Origin of the sequence: Pseudactinotalea sp. Z1732, assembly GCF_049724975.1 — a bacterium.
Lineage (GTDB): Bacteria > Actinomycetota > Actinomycetes > Actinomycetales > Beutenbergiaceae > CALKWS01.
This window is the reverse complement of sequence record NZ_JBMPQC010000004.1, coordinates 23417-41577: the sequence shown is the minus strand read 5'-3', so window position 1 is coordinate 41577 and position 18161 is coordinate 23417. Positions and strand designations below refer to the sequence as shown.

Here is an 18161-nt window from a genome sequence, read left to right as displayed (position 1 = left end):
CCTCATTGTCATCCGAGGGAGAGATCCGCACTGATGAGTGACCGCGGTGAGCACACACCTGACCCGTGGGGAGCCGGGACCGGGGGCGGGCAAACCCCCGACCAGCAACCCGGGAGTGGTTATGGCTCACCCCAGCCCGGGTACGGCCAGCAACCCGGCGGGTACGGCCAGCAACCCGGCGGGTACGGCCAGCAACCCCCCGGCGGCTACGGCCAGCAACCCGGCAGCGGGTACGGCCAGCAACCCCCCGGCGGTTACCACCCCGAGCCCGGCAGCGGCTACGGCCAGTACGGTCACGGCGACCAGTGGTCCCAGCTGCCCCCCGGCCCGGTCGCCCAGCCCGGGATCATTCCGCTACGGGCCCTGAGCCTGGGGGAGATCTACGACGGCGCCTTCCGAGCCATCCGGGCCAACCTGCCGGTGATGCTGGGCCTGTCGGCGATCGTGGTGCTCGCCCTCGGCATCCTCCAGGGCGTGACCACCTACGCCTCCTACGAGGAGATGAACCGGCTGGTCGGTCAGATCGACCCCGCCACCGACCCGGAAGCGTTCCTCGACTCCTTCGCCCAGTCCGGCACGTCGATACTCCTGAACAGCGGGGTCTCGGCACTGCTGGCGTTCCTGGGCACCACGATCCTGACCGGGCTGCTCATCCACGCGGTGAGCCAGTCGGTGATCGGGCGCCGGACCTCTCTGGCTCAGGTCTGGGCGGCGGTGCGTCCCCAGATCCTGCGACTGCTGGTGCTCTCGGTGGTCGTGGGGCTGCTCGTGGCGGGCGTGATAGTGCTGGGAGCGGTCGTCTTCGCCCTCAGCCTGCCCAGCGGGTCCGCGGGTGTCATCCTGCTCGGGGTGTTGGCGATGCTGGCGATCATGCTGGGCGGGACCGCCACGGTCCTGACCTTCACCGTGCTGGCCACCCCGGCCCTGATCCTTGAACGAGCCGGCATCGGCACCGCCCTGCGCCGCGGATTCGGACTGGCCAGGCGCGCATTCTGGCGGGTGCTGGGCATCTACCTGCTCACCACCATCCTGGCGGCGATCCTGGGGTTCGCCGTGTCCTGGCCGTTCGACCAGGTCGGCAACATCTTCGAAGGCGGCCCGGTCGCGTTCGGCCTGAGCATCCTGGGCGGCGTGGTGGCGAACTGGCTGACCACGCCGGTGCTGGCGGCCGTGGTGGCGCTGCTGTACATCGACATGCGGATCCGCACCGAAGGGCTGGATGTGGAACTGGCGCGGGCGGCTCAGGAGTCTTGATGCGCCCTGCCCTCCGGCCGATGGGGCCACCTCTTGACCCCTCCGAGCAGGAGGCCCGGCGCTGGGCCGAGGAGGAGTTGGCCAAGTCCGTGTACGACCAGGGACCGGGCGTGCTCGACCGGATCCTGGAGTGGCTCGCGGAACGCTGGGAGGCCCTGCTGAACCTGGGCGGGGCCGGCGCGGTGCTGATGCCGGTCCTGGTGCTGGTGCTGGTGGCTGCGGTGGTTGCGGTCGCGATGGTGCTCGGCGGGCCCGTCCGACGGCGTCAGTTGCGCCGCGTCACCGGCCCCAGCACCCAGGTGCTCGACGACGACGAACGCAGCGCCGATGCGCTCCGGACGGCTGCGGCCGCGGCATCGGAGCGGGGTGACTACGCGCTCGCAGTACTGGAACGCTTCCGCGCCGTGGTGCGCGGGTTGGACGAGCGGGACATCCTGACCGACCGGCTGGGGCGCACCGCGCACGAGGCCGCCGAGCAGGCCGGCGCCGCCTTCGGCGACCAGGCCGGAGCGTTGCGTGCCGCCGGAGAGCTCTTCGACGCTGTCCGCTACGGCTCGGCCGTGCCCGGCTCCGAGCAGGACGCCTGGCTGCGGGACCTGGATGAGCGGATCGCCCGCACCCGCCCGGAGCGGTCCTCCGGCGCCGGTCCCGACCGGGGCTGGTCGGTGGTCCGGTGAGAACGAGCCGGACCCGCACCGGCCTGACCTGGGGTCTCGGCATTGCCGGTGCCATCACCCTGATTGCCGCACTGGCCTGGATCAGCCCCTCGGCGTCCTCCTCGGTGGCCTACGCCCCGAACAACCCGAATGCCGATGGGGCGCGGGCCGCTGCCCAGATCCTCGGCGACCAGGGGGTGCACGTCCGGTACGTGCGCACCACGTCGGCGGCGTTGGCCGATGCCCGCGAGGACGGCACCCTGCTGATCGTGAACGCCCACCGGCTGCGTCCCGAGCAGCAGGAGGCCCTGGCCCAGGCCCCCGGGGACGTGGTGCTGGCCGGGACCGGTCCGCAGATCGACCGGCTTACCGAGCGGGTCGGCCACCACGCCGGTGGCACCCGGGACGTGCATGAGGCCCAGTGCGGGGACGAGCACGCCCGGGCCGCAGATCGCATCGGCGCCGGTGGCCCGCAGGTCACCGGTGGCGACGGCGTGGAGCTGTGCTTCGGGGACACTCCCGAGACCGGCAGGTACGCCGCCTGGATCCAGGACGGAGCAACCTGGCGGGTGCTCAGCACCCCGGAGATCCTGCGCAACGACGCCTTGGCCGAGCACGGCAACGCCGCATTGGTGCTGCGCTCCCTGGGCCACTACCCGCACCTGACCTGGTACGTGCCGTCCCCGGGCGACGACTTCGGTGAGGAGGATCTGGCTGCGGCCACCATGCTGCCGCTGCTGCGCCCACCGATGCTGGCGATGTACGCGGTGTTGGCGCTGGCGCTGATCCTCTGGCGCGGGCGCCGGCTGGGTCCGGTGATCAGCGAACCGTTGCCGGTGGCGGTCCGGGCCGCCGAGACCACCCGGGGCCGTGGCCGCCTGTACCGGCGCAACAAGACCCATGCCCACGCCGGAACCGCCCTTCGGGCCGGTACCGTGGCCCGGGTCTCCGGGAAACTCGGGCTGGCCAGGTGGGCTCAGCGTGATGACGTGGTCCTGACAATCTCGCGGGCCACCGGACGCACCCCCGACCAGATCGACTCGGTGCTCTACGGACCACCACCGCACGACGAAGCATCCCTGGCCGCACTGGCCGAGGCACTGGACACCATGGAGAGCGAGGTTCATCGACGATGACCAACCCGGACCCCTACCTCCCGGGCGGGCACCAACCGGCGGGTCCACCTCCCCCGGCCGGCCAGGCCTCCGTCCCGCCCGCACCAGCCGGGCCCGGGCCAGCCGGGCCACCCCCTCCTCCCGACCAGCCCGCACCGGCCGCGCCATCCGCACCGTTCGGCCGGGCCGGGCAGTCCGGGCAGGACTCTGCGGCCCGGACGGCACTGGCGTCCCTGCGCAGCGAGGTCGGCAAGGCCGTGGTCGGCCAGGACGCGACCGTCACCGGGCTGGTGATCGGGCTGCTGTGCCGCGGGCACGTCCTGCTCGAAGGCGTGCCGGGGGTGGCCAAGACCCTGCTGGTGCGCACCCTGGGGGCAAGCCTGGACCTGGAGATGAAGCGCGTGCAGTTCACACCGGACCTGATGCCGGGTGACATCACCGGGTCGCTGGTCTACGACGCTCGCACGGCGGAGTTCTCCTTCCGCGCCGGACCGGTCTTCACCAATCTGCTCCTCGCCGATGAGATCAACCGTACGCCGCCCAAGACCCAGGCCGCGCTACTGGAAGCGATGGAGGAACGCCAGGTAACGGTGGACGGGCAAGCGCGGGTTCTGCCCGAACCCTTCATGGTGATCGCCACCCAGAACCCGGTGGAGTACGAGGGCACCTACCCGCTGCCGGAGGCGCAACTGGACCGGTTCCTGCTGAAACTGCTGCTGCCGTTGCCCGAGCGGGCCGAGGAGGTGGAGGTGCTGTTCCGGCACGCGCACGACTTCGATCCCCGCGACCTGGCCGCCGCGGGCGTGCGGGCGGTGGCCGATGGCGAGTCCCTGACGAAGGCGCGGGAACAGACCCGCGCGGTGCAGGTCGGTCCGGAGGTGCTCGGCTACATCGTGGACCTGTGCCGGGCCACCCGCACTTCACCGTCCCTGTCGCTCGGGGTGTCCCCGCGGGGGGCGACCGCCCTGCTGGCCACCTCTCGGGCCTGGGCGTGGCTGTCCGGGCGCGACTACGTTACCCCCGATGACGTCAAGGCACTGGCGCACGCCACGCTGCGGCACCGGGTGCAACTGCGTGCTGAGTCCGAACTGGAGGGAATCAGCGCCGAGTCGGTCTTGGACGGGGTCCTGGCTTCGGTCCCGGTCCCGCGCTGATGGTGCTCACCGGCCGGGCGGTGGGCCTGCTGGCTCTGGGCCTGATCCCGGTGCTGCTGCTGCCGAGCTGGCTCACCGTGGCCACCTGGCTGGTGCTGGTGGCCGCCCTGGTCGGCTCCGATCTGGCACTGGCCGCACCGGTGCGCGACGTCCGGATCGAACGGGCGCCGATCCCCACGGTGCGTCACACCGAGGAGACAGCCAGCCGGTTGCGCCTGCACAACACCTCCCCCCGCACCCTGCGCGCCCTGGTGCGCGACGCCTGGCAGCCCAGCGCCGGCACCGGCACCAACCGGCACCGCCTCACCCTCGGCGCCGACCAGGTGCGGCGCATCCGCACCACGCTGCGCCCATGGCGACGCGGCGACATGAGCGCCGCCGCGGTGACCGTGCGCTCCTACGGTCCGTTCGGGCTGGCGGCCCGTCAGCGCAGTACCGACGTACCCGGGTTGTTGCGGGTGCTGCCGGAGTTCTCCGCGCGCCGCCACCTCCCCTCCCGCCTGGCCCGGCTGCGCGAGATGGACGGGCGCGCCGCCGTGAACGTCCGCGGGCAGGGCACCGAGTTCGACTCCCTGCGGGAGTACGTGATCGGCGACGACGTGCGTGCCATCGACTGGCGCGCCAGCGCCCGCCGGGCCGAGGTGGTGGTGCGCACCTGGCGGCCGGAACGGGACCGGAGGGTCCTGATCGTGCTGGACACCTCCCGTCTGTCCGCTGCCCGTCTGGGCGAGGCGCCCCGCCTGGAGGCCGGTATCGAGGCGACGCTGCTGCTGGCGGCCCTGGCCGCCAAGGCCGGGGACCGGGTAGACCTGGTCGCGATGGACCGGACGGTGCACACCAGGGTGCGCGGTGTCGAGGGCCCGGCGCTGATGTCCGCTCTGGCGCAGGAGCTCGCCACGCTCACCCCCGAACTGGTGGAGCCGGACTGGGCGGTGGTGGCCCAGGAGATCCGGGACCGCCTCAGCCAGCGGGCCCTGGTGGTGATCCTGACCGGGCTGGAGCCGGGCGCGATCGAGTCCGGGCTGGTCTCGGTGGTGGCGGCGGTGGCGCGCGACCACCAGGTGGTGCTGGCGTCAGCCGAGGACCCGGTGGCCCAGCGGATGCGCCGGAGCCGGGAAAGCACGGCCGAACTCTTCGATGCGGCCGCGGCCGAGCGCGCCGAACTGGAACGCGGCGCCCTCGCCCAGCGTCTCCAGCGCACCGGTGCCCAGGTGGTGCGTCGCGCCCCGGAGGACCTCCCGCCGGCCCTGGCCGACACCTACCTGGCGCTGAAGGCAGCCGGGAAACTGTGAGCGTCCGGCGCCGTCGGCCGCTGCCTCACCCCACGGTGGCGACGGTGTCCTCGACGAGTTCGGCGCGCATGTCCCCGGTCTCCCCATCGGCCACCGCGCGCCGGCCCAGGGCGAAGGTATAGGCCCAGTAGGCGGCCAGCACCACCGCACCGATGGTGATCTTGACTCCACCGGGCAGGCCCGAAGGCGTCACGAACCCCTCCACGACGCCGCTCACCCCCATCACCACGACCAGGCCGATCACCACCGTGATCAGCGCCCGGCCCTCCTCGACCAGGGCACGCGCGCGGGTTCGCTGGCCCGGGGCGACCCAGCTCCAGAACAATTTCAGCCCGGTTCCCACGGCGACGAACACCGCCGTCAGTTCCATCAGGCCGTGCGGCAGGATCAGCCCGAAGAACTCCCCGAGACCGTCGTGCTCGGCCATGATCGCTCCGGCCACACCCACGTTCAGCGCATTGACCACCAGCACATAGGCCGGGAATATCCCGGTGACACCCAACCCGATCGCCTGGGCACTGATCCAGGCGTTGTTGGTCCACACCTGGGCGGCGAAGTCCGGGGCCGGGTAGTTGGAGTAGTAGGCGGCGAACGCCTCCTCGGCGTACGTGCGCCGCATGCTCGGGGTCCCGACCTGCGCCATCGCCTCCGGCACCGTGAGCAGCCACCAGGCCTGGACGAGCCCCAGGCCGATGAACACCGCCCCGGCGGCCAGCGTCCACCACCGCACCCGGTAGAACGCGGCGGGCAGGGAGATCGCCACGAACCGCACCACATCGGCCGGCGACAACTCGTGGGACCCACCGATCACCCCGCGAGCCCGCGCCAGCAGGGTGGACAGCCGGGAGATCAGCGCCGGGTCCGGGGCGCTGGAGCGAAGTTGGGACAGATGCGTCGCGGTGGTCTGGTAGTGGGTGACCAACTCATCGACCTCGGCACCGGTGAGCCTGCGCCGGCGCAGTAGTGCCCGCAGCCGCGCCCAGCGAGGTGCGTTCAGGGCGACGAAGGCGTCCACATCCACACCCGTTACCCTGCCACACATGACCACGGCCGCTTCCCCCACCGAGAGCCTCAATCGCGTCATCACCGGCGAGGCGGTCCCCCTGGACCTGGCGCCGGCCTCGGCGCTGAGCCGGCTCATGTCCGGGGTGATCGATGCGATCGTCTACCTCAGCATCGGCATCGGGGTGTTGATGCTGGCCGGCCGGTTCAGCGCCAACCCCGCCCAGATGAGCACTCTCACGATCGTGGCTATCGCCGTGATGATGGTGCTGCTACCGTGCCTGACCGAGACGTTCACCCGGGGCCTGTCCGCCGGACGGTTGGCGGTGGGCCTGCGGATCGTGCGTGACGACGGCGGCCCGGTGCGGTTCCGGCACGCGTTCATCCGTTCCCTGACCGGGATCGGTGAGATCTGGCTCTCGCTGGGCTCGGTCGCGCTGATCAGTTCGATGGTGCACCCACGCTCCAAACGTCTGGGTGACATGGTGGCGGGGACCTACTCACTGCGCGTACGCGACACCGAGGTGGCCACCGCCCCCTTACTGATGCCCCCGGAACTGCGGTCCTGGGCCGAGATCGCCGACATCCGCCGGCTACCCGATTCCCTGGCCCTGTACGCCCGGATCTACCTGTCCCGGACCGGCGAGCTGCACCCGAACGTGCGCGCCGACGTCGGCCGCGCATTCGCCGCGGCGCTGGAACCGTACGTGGCGCCGCCGCCACCGTGGGGTACCGACCCCGAGCGGTTCGTCGCCGCGGTCCTGGTGGCTCGCCGCGACACCGAGTACCTGGCCGGGCTGGCCGTGGCCCAGCGCGAACAGGAGGAGGCCCGGCGCGCCCGAGTACTGCCCTACGGCATCCCCGACGCCGACTGACCCGGCCCGCTGTCGCAGGCCGGGGACCGTGGTCAGTACCGGTAGTGCTCGGGCTTGTAGGGTCCGGCCACGTCCACGTCGATGTACTCGGCCTGTTCCTTGGTCAGCTCACTCAACTCCGCGCCGAGGGCTTCCAGGTGCAGCCGGGCCACCTTCTCGTCCAGCGCCTTGGGCAGCACGTGCACACCCACCTCGTACTCGCTGGCCGGATCGGCCAGGTCCATCTGGGCCATCACCTGGTTGGTGAAGGAGGCGCTCATCACGAACGAGGGGTGCCCGGTGGCGTTGCCCAGGTTCAGCAACCGGCCCTCGGAGAGCACGATCACCGACTTGCGGGGGTTCTCCGGATCGTCGGTGAAGACCCACTCATGCACCTGCGGCTTGATCTCCACACACTCCACCCCGGGGAGTTCGGCGAGGCCGGCCACGTCGATCTCGTTGTCGAAGTGGCCGACGTTGCCCACCACCGCCTTGTCCTTCATCGCGCTCAGGTGCTCGGCGGTGATGACGTTGAAGTTCCCGGTCGCGGTGATGAAGAAGTCCGCCTGCCCGAGCACGTCCTCCAGGCGCACCACCTGGTAGCCGTCCATGGCCGCCTGCATCGCGCAGATCGGGTCGATCTCGGTGATGAGCACCCGGGCACCCTGTCCGCGCAACGCGTCGGCCGCCCCCTTGCCCACGTCCCCGTAGCCGCACACCACCGCCACCTTGCCGCCGATGAGGATATCGGTGGCCCGGTTCAACCCATCGGGCAGGGAGTGCCGGATGCCGTAGCGGTTGTCGAACTTGGACTTGGTGACGGCGTCGTTGACGTTGATCGCCGGGAACGCCAGTTCCCCGGCGGCGTGCAACTGGTACAACCGGTTGACGCCGGTGGTGGTCTCCTCGCTGACGCCGAGGATCTGCTCGGCCGCCCTGGTCCACCGGGTGGTGTCGGCGGCCAGGCTGGTGCGCAACTGGGCCAGGAACGCCAACTTCTCCGCCGAGTAGCCGGCCTCGCCGGGCAGGGGGTCGGCCGGCACGGCTCCGGCGCGCTCGGCCTTGACCCCCTCGTGCAGCATCACGGTGGCATCCCCGCCGTCGTCCAGGATCAGGGTCGGACCCCCATGCCCGGGCCACCTGAAGGTCTCATCGAGAGCCTCCCAGTACTCAGCGAGGGTCTCCCCCTTCCAGGCGAACACCGGCACGCCCTGGGGGTCCTCGGGACTCCCGTGCGGTCCGACGACGACGGCGGCTGCCGCCTCGTCCTGGGTGGAGAAGATGTTGCAGGAGGCCCAGCGCACCTGCGCGCCCAACGCGGTCAGCGTCTCGATCAGCACCGCCGTCTGCACGGTCATGTGCAGTGAGCCGGTGATGCGCTGCCCCGCGAGCGGTTGGGTATCACCGAACTCCTCCCGCAGGGCCATCAGGCCGGGCATCTCGTGCTCGGCCAGGCGGATCTGGTGCCGGCCTGAGGTGGCCAGGCCGAGATCGCGGACCTTGTACGCACCGGGTTCGGTATCGAAGCTCATAACCCTGGAGCCTAGCCGGAGGCAGGCGATGCGCGCTCGTTCAGCGCCGTCCCGACCCGCGGGCCGAGGGTCACGGTGGCACCGGTGTGCGGTCCGGCCCAGTACCGTTGCCGCCATGATTGATTTCGACTCGATCACGGCCGAGCACCTGCGTCACGTCGGCGGGGCCAAGTGGTCCCGGTTCCCCGACACGATCGGGGCGTTCATCGCCGAGATGGACTTCGGCATCGCCGAACCGATCACCGCGGCCCTGCACGAAGCGGTGGATGGGGGGGCCTTCGGCTACCACTTCCCGGCACCGCTGCAGGCGATGGCCGGCGCCTACGCCGACTTCGCCGCCGACCGCTACGGATGGCAGGTCGACCCTGCGGACGTGCACCCTATCCCGGACGTGCTCACCGGCCTCGGCGCGGCGATCCGCTACCTGTCCCGCCCCGACTCCCCCATCATCGTGCCCACCCCGGCGTACATGCCGTTCCTGACCATCCCGCAGGTGTACGAGCGCCCGATCATCCAGGTGCCGATGGCCCGCGACGGCGAGCGGTACATCTACGACCTGGACGCCCTGGACGCCGCATTCGCGGCCGGCGGGCACCTGCTGGTGCTGTGCAACCCGCACAACCCGATCGGGCGGGTGCTGACCGAATCGGAGATGCTCGGGGTGGCCGAGGTGGTGCAGCGTCACGGCGGGCGGGTGTTCTCCGATGAGATCCATGCCCCGATGGTGTACGCCCCGCACCGGCACATTCCCTACGCCACCCTGTCGGAGCAGACCGCGGCGCACACGATCACCGCCACCTCCACCTCCAAGGCGTGGAACCTGCCCGGCCTCAAGGCGGCTCAGATCGTGCTGAGCAACGATGCCGACCGGGACGTGTGGAGTCGGGTCGGGGAGGTGGTGGGCACCGGGGCGGCCAACCTGGGCATCGTCGCCGCCACCGCCGCCTACTCCCGCGGCGTGCCCTGGTTGGAGCAGGTGCTGGCCTATCTGGACGGCAGCCGCCACCTGCTGGGCGACCTCCTCGCCGAACACCTGCCGGGGGCCCGGTACACCCCGCCGGAGGGGACGTACCTGGGCTGGATCGACGTGCGGGAGACCGGGACCCCCGAGCGGGCCGGGGCGTTCTTCCGGCGCCACGCCGGGGTGGTGGTCACCGACGGCGCCCACTGCGGAGAGGTCGGCGCGGGCTTCATCCGCTACAACTTCGCCACCCCACGCCCGCTGCTCACCGAGGGCATCACCCGTCTCGGGAACGCGGTCGCCGAGCACGGTGGGTGAGCCCGAGGCTGGGCCGCCTCAGCGCGCGGGCCGGCCCTCCTCGGCCAGCAGCACCGGCACACCGTCGCGGACCGGGTAGATCAGCGGGTTCGCCTCGTCGGTACTGACCAGGACGGTCTCGCCGTCCACCTGGCGCAGGTCGAGGCGCGCCCCGGTCACCGGGCAGCGCAGCACCTCCAGCAATCCCGGATCGACAGAGGGCTCTTCGGATCGGCTCATCGCGGTCCTTCCTCATCCACGTCGGTGGGCAACCGAGCACCCAGGGCCCCGAGCACGCCGTCGCGAATCTTGATCATGATGTCGTCGTCCTCGGCCTCCACGTTCAGGCGCAGCAGCGCCTCGGTGTTGGAGGGCCGGAGGTTGAACCACCAACGCGGGCTCTGGTGCCAGTGGCTGACCAACAGGCCGTCCAGGTCATCGGTATGCACGATGCCGGCGGCGATGTCCTCGGCGAACAGGGCGCGAACCGTCTCCAGGGCCGTGGTCACATCCTCGACCCGGGAGTTCAGTTCCCCCGAGGCCACATAGGGGGTGTGCACCTCAGCCAGTTCGGACAGCGTCATCGACTGCTCAGGGCTGCCCACTACCCCGAGCACGTGCAGTGCCGCGAGCATCCCGGTGTCGGCGTAGAAGAAGTCCCGGAAGTAGTAGTGGGCACTGTGTTCGCCACCGAAGACGGCGTTCTGGGCGGCCATCTGCTCCTTGATGAACGCGTGGCCCACCCGGGTGCGCACCGCCCGACCGCCAGCGGCCGCGACGTACTCCGGGACCGCCCGCGAGGTGATGAGGTTGTGGATGATGGTGCCGTGGCCACCGTCGGCCTTGTCCTTGGCCACCTCCTGCAACGCCACCATGGTGGTGATCGCCGAGGGGCTCACCGCCCCGCCGCGCTCGTCGATCACGAAGCACCGGTCGGCGTCGCCGTCGAAAGCCAGACCGATGTCGGCCTGCTCGGCTATCACCGCGGCCTGCAGGTCCACCAGGTTCGCCGGCACCAGTGGGTTGGGCTCGTGGTTGGGGAAACTGCCGTCGAGTTCGGCGAACATCACCACCAGGTCCAGGCCGAGGTCGGCCAGACCGGCCTCGGTGCCCAGCACCGCCGCGGCCGTCAGGCCCGCCATACCGTTGCCGGCGTCGACCACCACCTTCAGGGGCCGGATCCGGCTCAGGTCCACCAGCGAGCGCAGGTAGGCGGCATAGTCGGCGAGGGCGTCGCGCTGACCGGCGCTGCCCCGTTCGGGCGCAGCCGGGATGCCCTGGTCCAGGTAGGCCTCGGCGGCATGTTGCACGTCGGCCAGGCCGGTGTCGACGCCCAGCGGCCGCGCTCCGGGCAGGCACAGTTTGATCCCGTTGTAGTCGGCCGGGTTGTGACTGGCGGTGAACATCGCCCCGGCGATGCCCTCGGAACCGGAGACGTAGTAGAGCATGTCGGTCGAGCACAGACCGAGATGGATCACGTCCAGCCCCCGCCAGGTGACGCCGTCGGCGAAGGCCCCGGCAAGTTGCGGGGAGGTCTCGCGCATGTCCTGTCCCACCGCCACCACGGTGTGAGCGGCCCCGGACCCGGTGAGCAGGTCCGCCACGGCCGCACCCAGGGCGCGGGCGACGTCGGGACCGAACTGGTCCGGAACCAACCCTCGGATGTCGTTGGCCTTGACGATGGCGCTCAGATCCTTCACCCGGGTCAGCCTACCTGGTACCGGCTCGCGGCCATCGGTGTGCCCGGCGTCGGCCGACGCCCGGGGACTCCCGTCACGGTTCCGGCCGATCAGTCCTGCTGGTCCCCGCGGATCACCCGCAGGTGACCGCGCCGCCCGGACGTGGGCTCGGGACGGGGCTGGGTCACCGGTGCCGGTACGCCGGCGGTGCGCGCGGCCGGCAGGCTGCTGGGCGCGGGAGCGCGCGAGGCCTCCCGGACGGCGTTGGCCAGGGCGAGCAGATCGTCGTCACTGGGCGGGGCCGGCTCGAACTCCGTGGCGAGTTGGACCACGTCCCAGCCCTGCGGAACGGTGAGCCGCTCGGCGTGGGTCAGGCACAGGTCGTAGCAGTGCGGTTCGGCGTGCGTGGCCAGCGGCCCCAGCACGGCGGTGGAGTCGGCGTAGACATAGGTCAGCGTGGCCACCGCCGGGGAGGTGCAGGTGGACCGGGTGCACTGACGGGTCGCTCTCACAGGAGACCACGGTACCCTCCGTCGGCCGCGGGAGTGGCATCCCACGCCGCGCGGAGGCTGGGCCGGGGTGGTCGGGCTCTGGCACCCTGTGGGCATGAGCACAACCCCGCAGCCGGCCGGCCGGGACCTGAGCACCACGGTGCTGCCGTCCCGGCGTACCGGCCGGCGCCGGGACCGGCGCGGCCGGGGTCTGCGCGGCCCGCTGCTGCCGCCCACGGTCCCGGGCGCGCGCACGGGCGCACAGCGTTTCGACGCACTGTTGCTGCGCGCGGTGGCTCACTTGGAGCACCACCTGGGCGATGTCCTGCACGGGGTGGAATTCGCCGTCGAGGACGTCCCACCCTCGGCGCCGGCACCGTGGGAGGCCGGCGCGGTGTCGCTGGGACGGTGCTTCCCCGCTGATGCTGCCGCCGGGCTGACCGACCGCGTGGTGGTGTACCGGCGCCCCATCGAGAGCCGGTGCCGCGGCTGGGCCGAGGTCCCGGACCTACTGCGGCACGTGCTGGTCGAACAGGTGGCACACCTGCGGGGGCTGGACCCCGACCAGATAGATCCGGGACTCTAGCGGCGCTCAGGAGGCTCCCAAGCGGACCTGCACCTGCTGCTCGGCGGCGGCGTCGGGGGTGAGGTTGAGCATGGACAGCATCGGCCCGTCCGGGGCTTCGGCCCGCACCATCGCGGTGGCCAGCACGGACTCCCCGCTGATCTCCAGGGCGATCACCTCATCCAGGGCCACCTGGTCGGGATCGACTACCGTGGCTGAACCCGCCTCGACCTCCACGGTGGTCACCTCCCCGCGCGTGCCGTCGCGGGTGATCGGGGTCAGGCGCACCTGCTGGGCCCGCGGCAGCGGGTTGGCCAGCACCACCGCGACCGTATCGGCCAGTTCTCCCGGCACCGCCAGGACCCCGCGCTCCGGGGCCGGCTGTGCGGCGATCCAGGCGCGATCCCGGACCGGCTCGTCCGGGTCCAGTTCCCCGGCCTCGCCCACCACGGTGCGCAGCACCGACCCGGTCACCGGGACTTCGGAGATGACCTGCACCGACAGTGCGCCCGGGTCGATCCCGGCGAGGGAGACATCGGTGACCGTGCCCGGTTCCAGGACCTGGTCCTGGGCGCCGGGGAGCACGATCGGACCGGACTCGGTGAACAGGTCCACCGAGACGCTGGCCTGGGTCCGGGAGGGATTGACCAGGCGGAGCACCGGGGGGTGATCGGTCACCTCGGCCTCGCCGACGTGCACTGGCCCGATGTTGATCCGGGTAGCGGGGTCCGCGGTCGTGGTGACCACGTCGGTGCCGGCCGGGACCACGCCGGACAGAGCGCTGTCCTGGATCGCGGCCGCGATCTGCCCGCCGTCGGCGGTGATCCGTACCGCCAGGCGTTCCTCCAGGGACAGCGTCTCCAGCAGCAGCGAACGCGACTCGTCCGGCGGTACCAGGATCTGGGCACCGGACTCCAGAGGCCCGAGTTCGCCCCAGACCTCTACGTTGGCCGTCACCGGGGTCTGCCCTGCGTTGGTCAGCAACAGCCGTGCCGAGGACCCCAGTTTCGTCATCCCACCAACCAGCCACTGGGTGGAGGAGGGGGGCAGGCAGGCCGCCGCGCTGAGGCCGCGCAGGTCACCGGACTCGGCTCGCACCACCGCGGTTGCCGCACCCAGTGGCGTCCGTTCCTCGGCGGGCTCGGCCCGTAGCACCGCGGCGTCGGTGGTCTGATCCAGGGTGCCGACGAGACCGTCGGTGCCGGCGCTGAGGTCCTGGCCGGCCTCACCCAGTTCGGTGAGCGTGGCGGTGCCGGCGGCGGCCCCGTCCGGCTGGGTCACCACCGTCTCGGCCCTGGTCCGGCTCTGCTCGGTGTCGGTGCTGAACTCGGCGTCGTAGTCGATGTCGGCGCCGGCCTCACCGGTGCTGGACACAGGTGCGTCCGGGCAGACCAGCGTCAGCGGGCCAGCACCGATGTCCACCTGCCGGGCCGGCACCGCCTGGGGCGCTGGTGCGGGGTTGAGCAGCCCCGAGGCCAGGACCGCGCCGGTGATCAGCACCACCGCGATCGCGGTCAGCGCCGAGACCAGGCCACGAAGGGTGCGGCGCAGCCCGGGACTGATCCGGGGCCGGGGAACCTCGGCGGCCATCTCAGACCTCCTCCGGGCGTCGACGTCGGGTGGGCAGAGCCAGCAGCACGGTCAATCCCAGCACCACTCCGGTCACGACGTGCCATGGGGTGTGCAGGCTCGGGCGGTAGGTCACGGTCAGTTCCCCGGCGGCGTCGTCGGGAATCAGGAAGGCCTGGCGCCAGGAGGAGTCCGCCACTGCGCGCAGCGGACGGCCGTCGATCTCAGCACGCCACGCCGGCGAGGAACGTTCGGCCAGCACCACGGTGCGCCCGGTGCCCTCCGGGCTCAGTCGTGCGGAACCGCTGTCGTGGGCGAAGTCGAGGTTGGTGACCAGGGTGCCCTCCTCGTCACGTACCTGTCCGCGGGCGATCGCGGTATCGGTGCTGCCCGGTCCGGCACTGACCCGCCAGATGACTCCGGCCGGGTTCTCGGTGACCCGTTCCAGGCCCAGCACCGCGTCCAGGCGGGCGATCAACCGGGCCCGGGCCGATTCGTCCGCGTCCGGCACCCCGGTGGCGACCGATCCGGCGATGGGCACGATCACCACGGCCACGGCGTGCTGCGCCAACCGCTCACCGGCGGCTCCGACCGACCCGGTGGCCAGGTCCGCCACCAGCGACAACAGGTGGGCATCAGCCTGGTCCGGTTCCCCGTCCCCTTCGCCGCCGGAGTCGGTCCGGGCCAGGGCCCGACCCAGGCCGAGCACGGTGGCGGTCTCGGTGAGCTGGGGGCCGTTGCCGCGCCACAACTGGGCGTCGATGCCTTCCGGTGTGGCGGTCAGGGCCAGCACCCGCGCGCCCTGTTCGGGAGCCTGCAGGGTGCGGCCGAGCGCCGGCACCGGATCCGGGCCACGCCCGGTGAGGTACACCGCCCGCGTCTGCTCGGTTTGGCCGGCCTCGGGTGTCTGCTGCCCACGTTCGGCCACCACGGTGGTGGTCCAGGAGGCGGCCGAGACCACCAGGCCGGCGACCAGCAGCACGGTCACCACGGCGGCGCTGATCTGGCGCCAGCCGAAAGTCCGGCCGGCCAGGGCGCCCTGCAACCCGTCCAGGGCAACACCGGTAGCGAGCAGGAGCCCGAGCAAGACCAGCGAGGTCCCCGGACCGGCCCAGCCGGTGACGAGTTCGTCGGGGCCGGCACCGGGCTCGTGCGAGCGACCCAGCGCCACCACGGTGCGGCTGGAGGCCAGCGCGGTGGCCAGCCCGATCGCGCTGATCAGCCAGCCGATCCGCACCGCCCGGCCGCGCTGCCCGCCCCGCAGCAGCGCCAGTAGTGCTGCCACGAGCAGCGCACCGGTCGCCACCAGCGGCAGCACCTGGGAGCCCAGGACCGCCCCGAGGTCACCGTCCACGTGGGGCAGGGCCGGCCAGCCCAGCAGGGTCAGCCACGCGGGCCCGGGGTCGGCGGCCAGCGGTGCCCCGGGGTCGGCGAGCAGCACGCGCCAGCCGCCGTCGGCCCAGGTTCGGATCGCGTAGGTCCAGACCGGTCCGAGCACCACGACCGCAGGCAGTGCGACGACGATCAACCGGGCCCGCCCGGCCGCCAGGTGTCGGCGGCGGCCCAGGACCAGCGCGAGCACGATCAAGGCCGTCAGTCCAGCCGGTAGCAGCACCGGGGCACCAGCGACGGCGACGGCGAAAGCCAGCCCGGCTGCGGCCGCGGCGGCCATCGAGGGTGCCCGGGAGGTCCGGGAGACCACCGTGGCCCGCTCCACCCGGCTCTCGCCCTCGGCAGCCGGCGGGGCGCCCTGCGGCTCGGCGTCGCCGGTCTCACCAGGGTCGGTACCGGCTTGCGGCCCGGCACCCTCGGCCGGCGCTGCCGACTCGACCGCCTCGGCTCGCTCGGTCGGTTCGACCTGCTCAGCGGTGTTGGAGCGGATCGGTTCCAGGTCGGCGAAGGTGTCGTCCCGCTCGGACTGCCCGACGGCGGCCAGTGCGGCCAGCCGCGCCCGTTTGGCCTCCCGGGCCGAGCGCCCCGCAGTCACCGAACGGCGCCGGGAGACCCGTTGGGCACCGACCATGCCCGAGATCACCACATCGCGCCGGTCCACCCCGAGGGCACGGGCGATGCCCAGGGCCATCAGGGGCAGCATCAGGTGCGCCAGGACCGCGCCCAGGCGGCCTTGTCCCAGGCCCAGCAGCAGCGGCGGACCGAAGGCCCAGACCCCGGCCGCCCAGGCCCGCACCAGCACCGAGCGGCTTGCCGCACCGGCGGCGAACCAGGCGAAGGTCGCCGCCAGCGGCATCGCCAGCAGCAGCACCAGCGCCACGCTCACCCCCGGTGAAGCGCCGGCCCATCCCCCGGTCAGGGCGGAGAGCACACCCAGCACCGCCAGGAACGTATCCGGTGGGCCCGCGTAGCCATCACCGGTGGTCAGCCACGCGCCGAGCGCGGCACGCCACAGGTCGACGAAACCGACGTCCACCGGCAACAGCGCGCCGCCGATCAGCGGCCCGGCCACCACCACCGGGGCCAGGGTCACCAGCGCCACCGCGGTGGTGACCGATGCGAGCGCACCGAAGGTGAGCCGGCGGCGCCGGGCCACTGCGGCGCGCTCGGTCATCTCCAGTTCGCTGGGTGCCCGGGCCGCCCGCTGTTCCGCGGCGGCCTGGAGGCGTCGGTTGCGCCGCGCCTGCCAGAGCTGCCCCCAGGTGGCCTGCAGCGGGGCCAGCCGGCGCGTGGAGACCTCGCGGGTGCGGGCGGCCCTGCGCCGGGCCCGCATCACCGCAACCGGTCGTACCAGCGCCACCGCCGCGGCCCGCAACTCCTCGGCGGCCAGGGCCAGTTCGTTGGAGGCCACCCGCCACAGCGCCCGCAACGGGGCCAGCACCAGTGCCGCAAGCGCTACCAGGGGCAGGGTGAGCAGCGGGGCGCGTACCAGCCAGGAGTGCAGTTGCGCGGTGCGCCGGGCCCGGAAGGAGCGCCGCGGGTCAGGCGCATGGGGTTCGCGGGTGCGGGCCCCGGAGGTGGTGCGCAGGCCGTGCCAGCCGGCGCGGGCGTGCCGGACCCGGGCGGCGGGCACCACCACCACCCGCTGGCCGGCCAGGCGGGTCCGCCGGCTCAGATCGGCCCCATCGCCGAAGACCCCCAGCGCCGGGTCCGGGCCGCCGAGCCGGCGCCAGGTCCGGGTACGGATCAGCATTCCGGCGGTGCCCACGGAGTAGACGTCCTCGCGCCCGTCGTGCTGGCCCTGGTCGATCTCCCCGTCCTCGATGCCGGTGTAGCGCTGTCCGTCCACTGTCTGGCCCACTCCGACCGAGACCAACCGGTCCGGTTCGTCCCAGTCCACCTGCTTCACCCCGGCCACGCCCACCGAACTGGCGGCGTCCACCGCGGCGAGCAGGTGATCCAGGGCGGCCGGGTCGGGGGCGCTGTCGTCGTGCAGCAGCCACAGCCACGCCGGGGCATCACCCTCGTGGTCGCCGCCGGTCAGGGCATCCAGCGCGGCATCGACCGCCTCGCCGAATCCGGCGCCGGCCGGTGCACGCACGGTCTGTACGCCCTGGGGGGCGACCTGCGCGGGCCGGTCCGGGCCGAACCCGGCCTCGGCCAGTACCTCCTCGGCGTCGGCAGGCAGGACGTCCGGGGCGGCCTCGTCGTCGTCCAGCACCGCCCACAGCACCCGCTCGGGCGGGTGCGTCTGGGTCGCCAAGGCCCTCAGCGTGTGCGGCAGGTAGGGGGAATCAGTGGTGCCGACGACGACGGCGCAGGCGTCGGGGGCGTCAGCGACCATTCGG

At 72.4% G+C, this 18161-nt stretch carries 15 protein-coding genes; 8 read left to right on the top strand and 7 right to left on the bottom strand.

Annotated elements, in window-relative coordinates; translation table 11 throughout:
- Nucleotides 1-33: 33 nt before the first annotated feature.
- Genes ACPL7H_RS09515 through ACPL7H_RS09495 form a run of 5 tightly spaced genes read left to right on the top strand, consistent with a single transcriptional unit; the run spans nt 34 to nt 5471 of the window.
- Complete coding sequence (locus ACPL7H_RS09515; RefSeq protein ID WP_424796709.1) at nt 34-1254, top strand: DUF7544 domain-containing protein; 1221 nt, start codon at nt 34-36, stop codon at nt 1252-1254.
- Nucleotides 1254-1931: a DUF4129 domain-containing protein gene (locus tag ACPL7H_RS09510; RefSeq protein WP_424796708.1), complete on the top strand. Its 678-nt coding sequence runs from the start codon at nt 1254-1256 to the stop codon at nt 1929-1931. The genes ACPL7H_RS09515 and ACPL7H_RS09510 overlap by 1 nt, the downstream gene beginning before the upstream one ends.
- Nucleotides 1928-3046, top strand: a complete 1119-nt coding sequence (locus tag ACPL7H_RS09505) for a DUF4350 domain-containing protein (protein ID WP_424796707.1) — start codon at nt 1928-1930, stop codon at nt 3044-3046. Before ACPL7H_RS09510 ends, ACPL7H_RS09505 begins: the two co-directional genes overlap by 4 nt.
- Nucleotides 3043-4179, top strand: a complete 1137-nt coding sequence (locus ACPL7H_RS09500; RefSeq protein WP_424796706.1) for an AAA family ATPase — start codon at nt 3043-3045, stop codon at nt 4177-4179. Before ACPL7H_RS09505 ends, ACPL7H_RS09500 begins: the two co-directional genes overlap by 4 nt.
- Complete coding sequence (locus tag ACPL7H_RS09495; RefSeq protein ID WP_424796705.1) at nt 4179-5471, top strand: DUF58 domain-containing protein; 1293 nt, start codon at nt 4179-4181, stop codon at nt 5469-5471. The genes ACPL7H_RS09500 and ACPL7H_RS09495 overlap by 1 nt, the downstream gene beginning before the upstream one ends.
- 25 nt (nt 5472-5496) lie before the next feature.
- Here ACPL7H_RS09495 and ACPL7H_RS09490 read toward each other — a convergent pair whose 3' ends face one another.
- Nucleotides 5497-6492 carry a stage II sporulation protein M gene (locus tag ACPL7H_RS09490; RefSeq protein WP_424788648.1) on the bottom strand — a complete coding sequence of 332 codons (996 nt, stop codon included), beginning with the start codon at nt 6490-6492 and terminating at the stop codon, nt 5497-5499.
- 19 nt (nt 6493-6511) lie between these two features.
- Here ACPL7H_RS09490 and ACPL7H_RS09485 point away from each other — a divergent pair, with 19 nt between their 5' ends.
- Entirely contained in the window at nt 6512-7348 is an 837-nt protein-coding gene (locus tag ACPL7H_RS09485) for an RDD family protein (protein ID WP_424796704.1), read from the top strand.
- A 32-nt stretch (nt 7349-7380) separates the two neighbouring features.
- Here the strand turns inward: ACPL7H_RS09485 and ahcY are convergent, their stop codons facing one another.
- Nucleotides 7381-8859 (bottom strand): adenosylhomocysteinase, encoded by a 1479-nt coding sequence (gene ahcY, locus ACPL7H_RS09480; protein ID WP_424796703.1) that lies wholly within the window; start codon nt 8857-8859, stop codon nt 7381-7383.
- 115 nt (nt 8860-8974) lie between these two features.
- On the opposite strand from ahcY, the gene ACPL7H_RS09475 reads away from it, so the two are divergent.
- On the top strand, nt 8975-10138 hold the full coding sequence (locus ACPL7H_RS09475; protein ID WP_424796702.1) for a MalY/PatB family protein: 1164 nt from the start codon (nt 8975-8977) through the stop codon (nt 10136-10138).
- An 18-nt stretch (nt 10139-10156) separates the two neighbouring features.
- Here ACPL7H_RS09475 and ACPL7H_RS09470 read toward each other — a convergent pair whose 3' ends face one another.
- From ACPL7H_RS09470 to ACPL7H_RS09460, 3 genes are all read right to left on the bottom strand, one after another.
- Nucleotides 10157-10357, bottom strand: a complete 201-nt coding sequence (locus ACPL7H_RS09470; protein ID WP_424796701.1) for a Trm112 family protein — start codon at nt 10355-10357, stop codon at nt 10157-10159.
- Nucleotides 10354-11817, bottom strand: a complete 1464-nt coding sequence (locus ACPL7H_RS09465) for a phosphomannomutase/phosphoglucomutase (RefSeq protein WP_424796700.1) — start codon at nt 11815-11817, stop codon at nt 10354-10356. Before ACPL7H_RS09465 ends, ACPL7H_RS09470 begins: the two co-directional genes overlap by 4 nt.
- A gap of 89 nt (nt 11818-11906) precedes the next feature.
- Entirely contained in the window at nt 11907-12308 is a 402-nt protein-coding gene (locus tag ACPL7H_RS09460; protein ID WP_424788654.1) for a DUF3499 domain-containing protein, read from the bottom strand.
- Nucleotides 12309-12402: 94 nt separating this feature from the next.
- On the opposite strand from ACPL7H_RS09460, the gene ACPL7H_RS09455 reads away from it, so the two are divergent.
- Nucleotides 12403-12873 carry a metallopeptidase family protein gene (locus tag ACPL7H_RS09455; protein WP_424790044.1) on the top strand — a complete coding sequence of 157 codons (471 nt, stop codon included), beginning with the start codon at nt 12403-12405 and terminating at the stop codon, nt 12871-12873.
- A 6-nt stretch (nt 12874-12879) separates the two neighbouring features.
- Here the strand turns inward: ACPL7H_RS09455 and ACPL7H_RS09450 are convergent, their stop codons facing one another.
- Together ACPL7H_RS09450 and ACPL7H_RS09445 are read right to left on the bottom strand one after the other, a co-directional pair.
- Complete coding sequence (locus tag ACPL7H_RS09450) at nt 12880-14442, bottom strand: DUF5719 family protein (RefSeq protein ID WP_424796699.1); 1563 nt, start codon at nt 14440-14442, stop codon at nt 12880-12882.
- 1 nt (nt 14443) lies between these two features.
- A complete protein-coding gene (locus ACPL7H_RS09445; RefSeq protein ID WP_424796698.1) occupies nt 14444-18157 on the bottom strand; it encodes a glycosyltransferase family 2 protein in 3714 nt (1237 codons plus the stop codon).
- Nucleotides 18158-18161 lie beyond the last annotated feature (4 nt).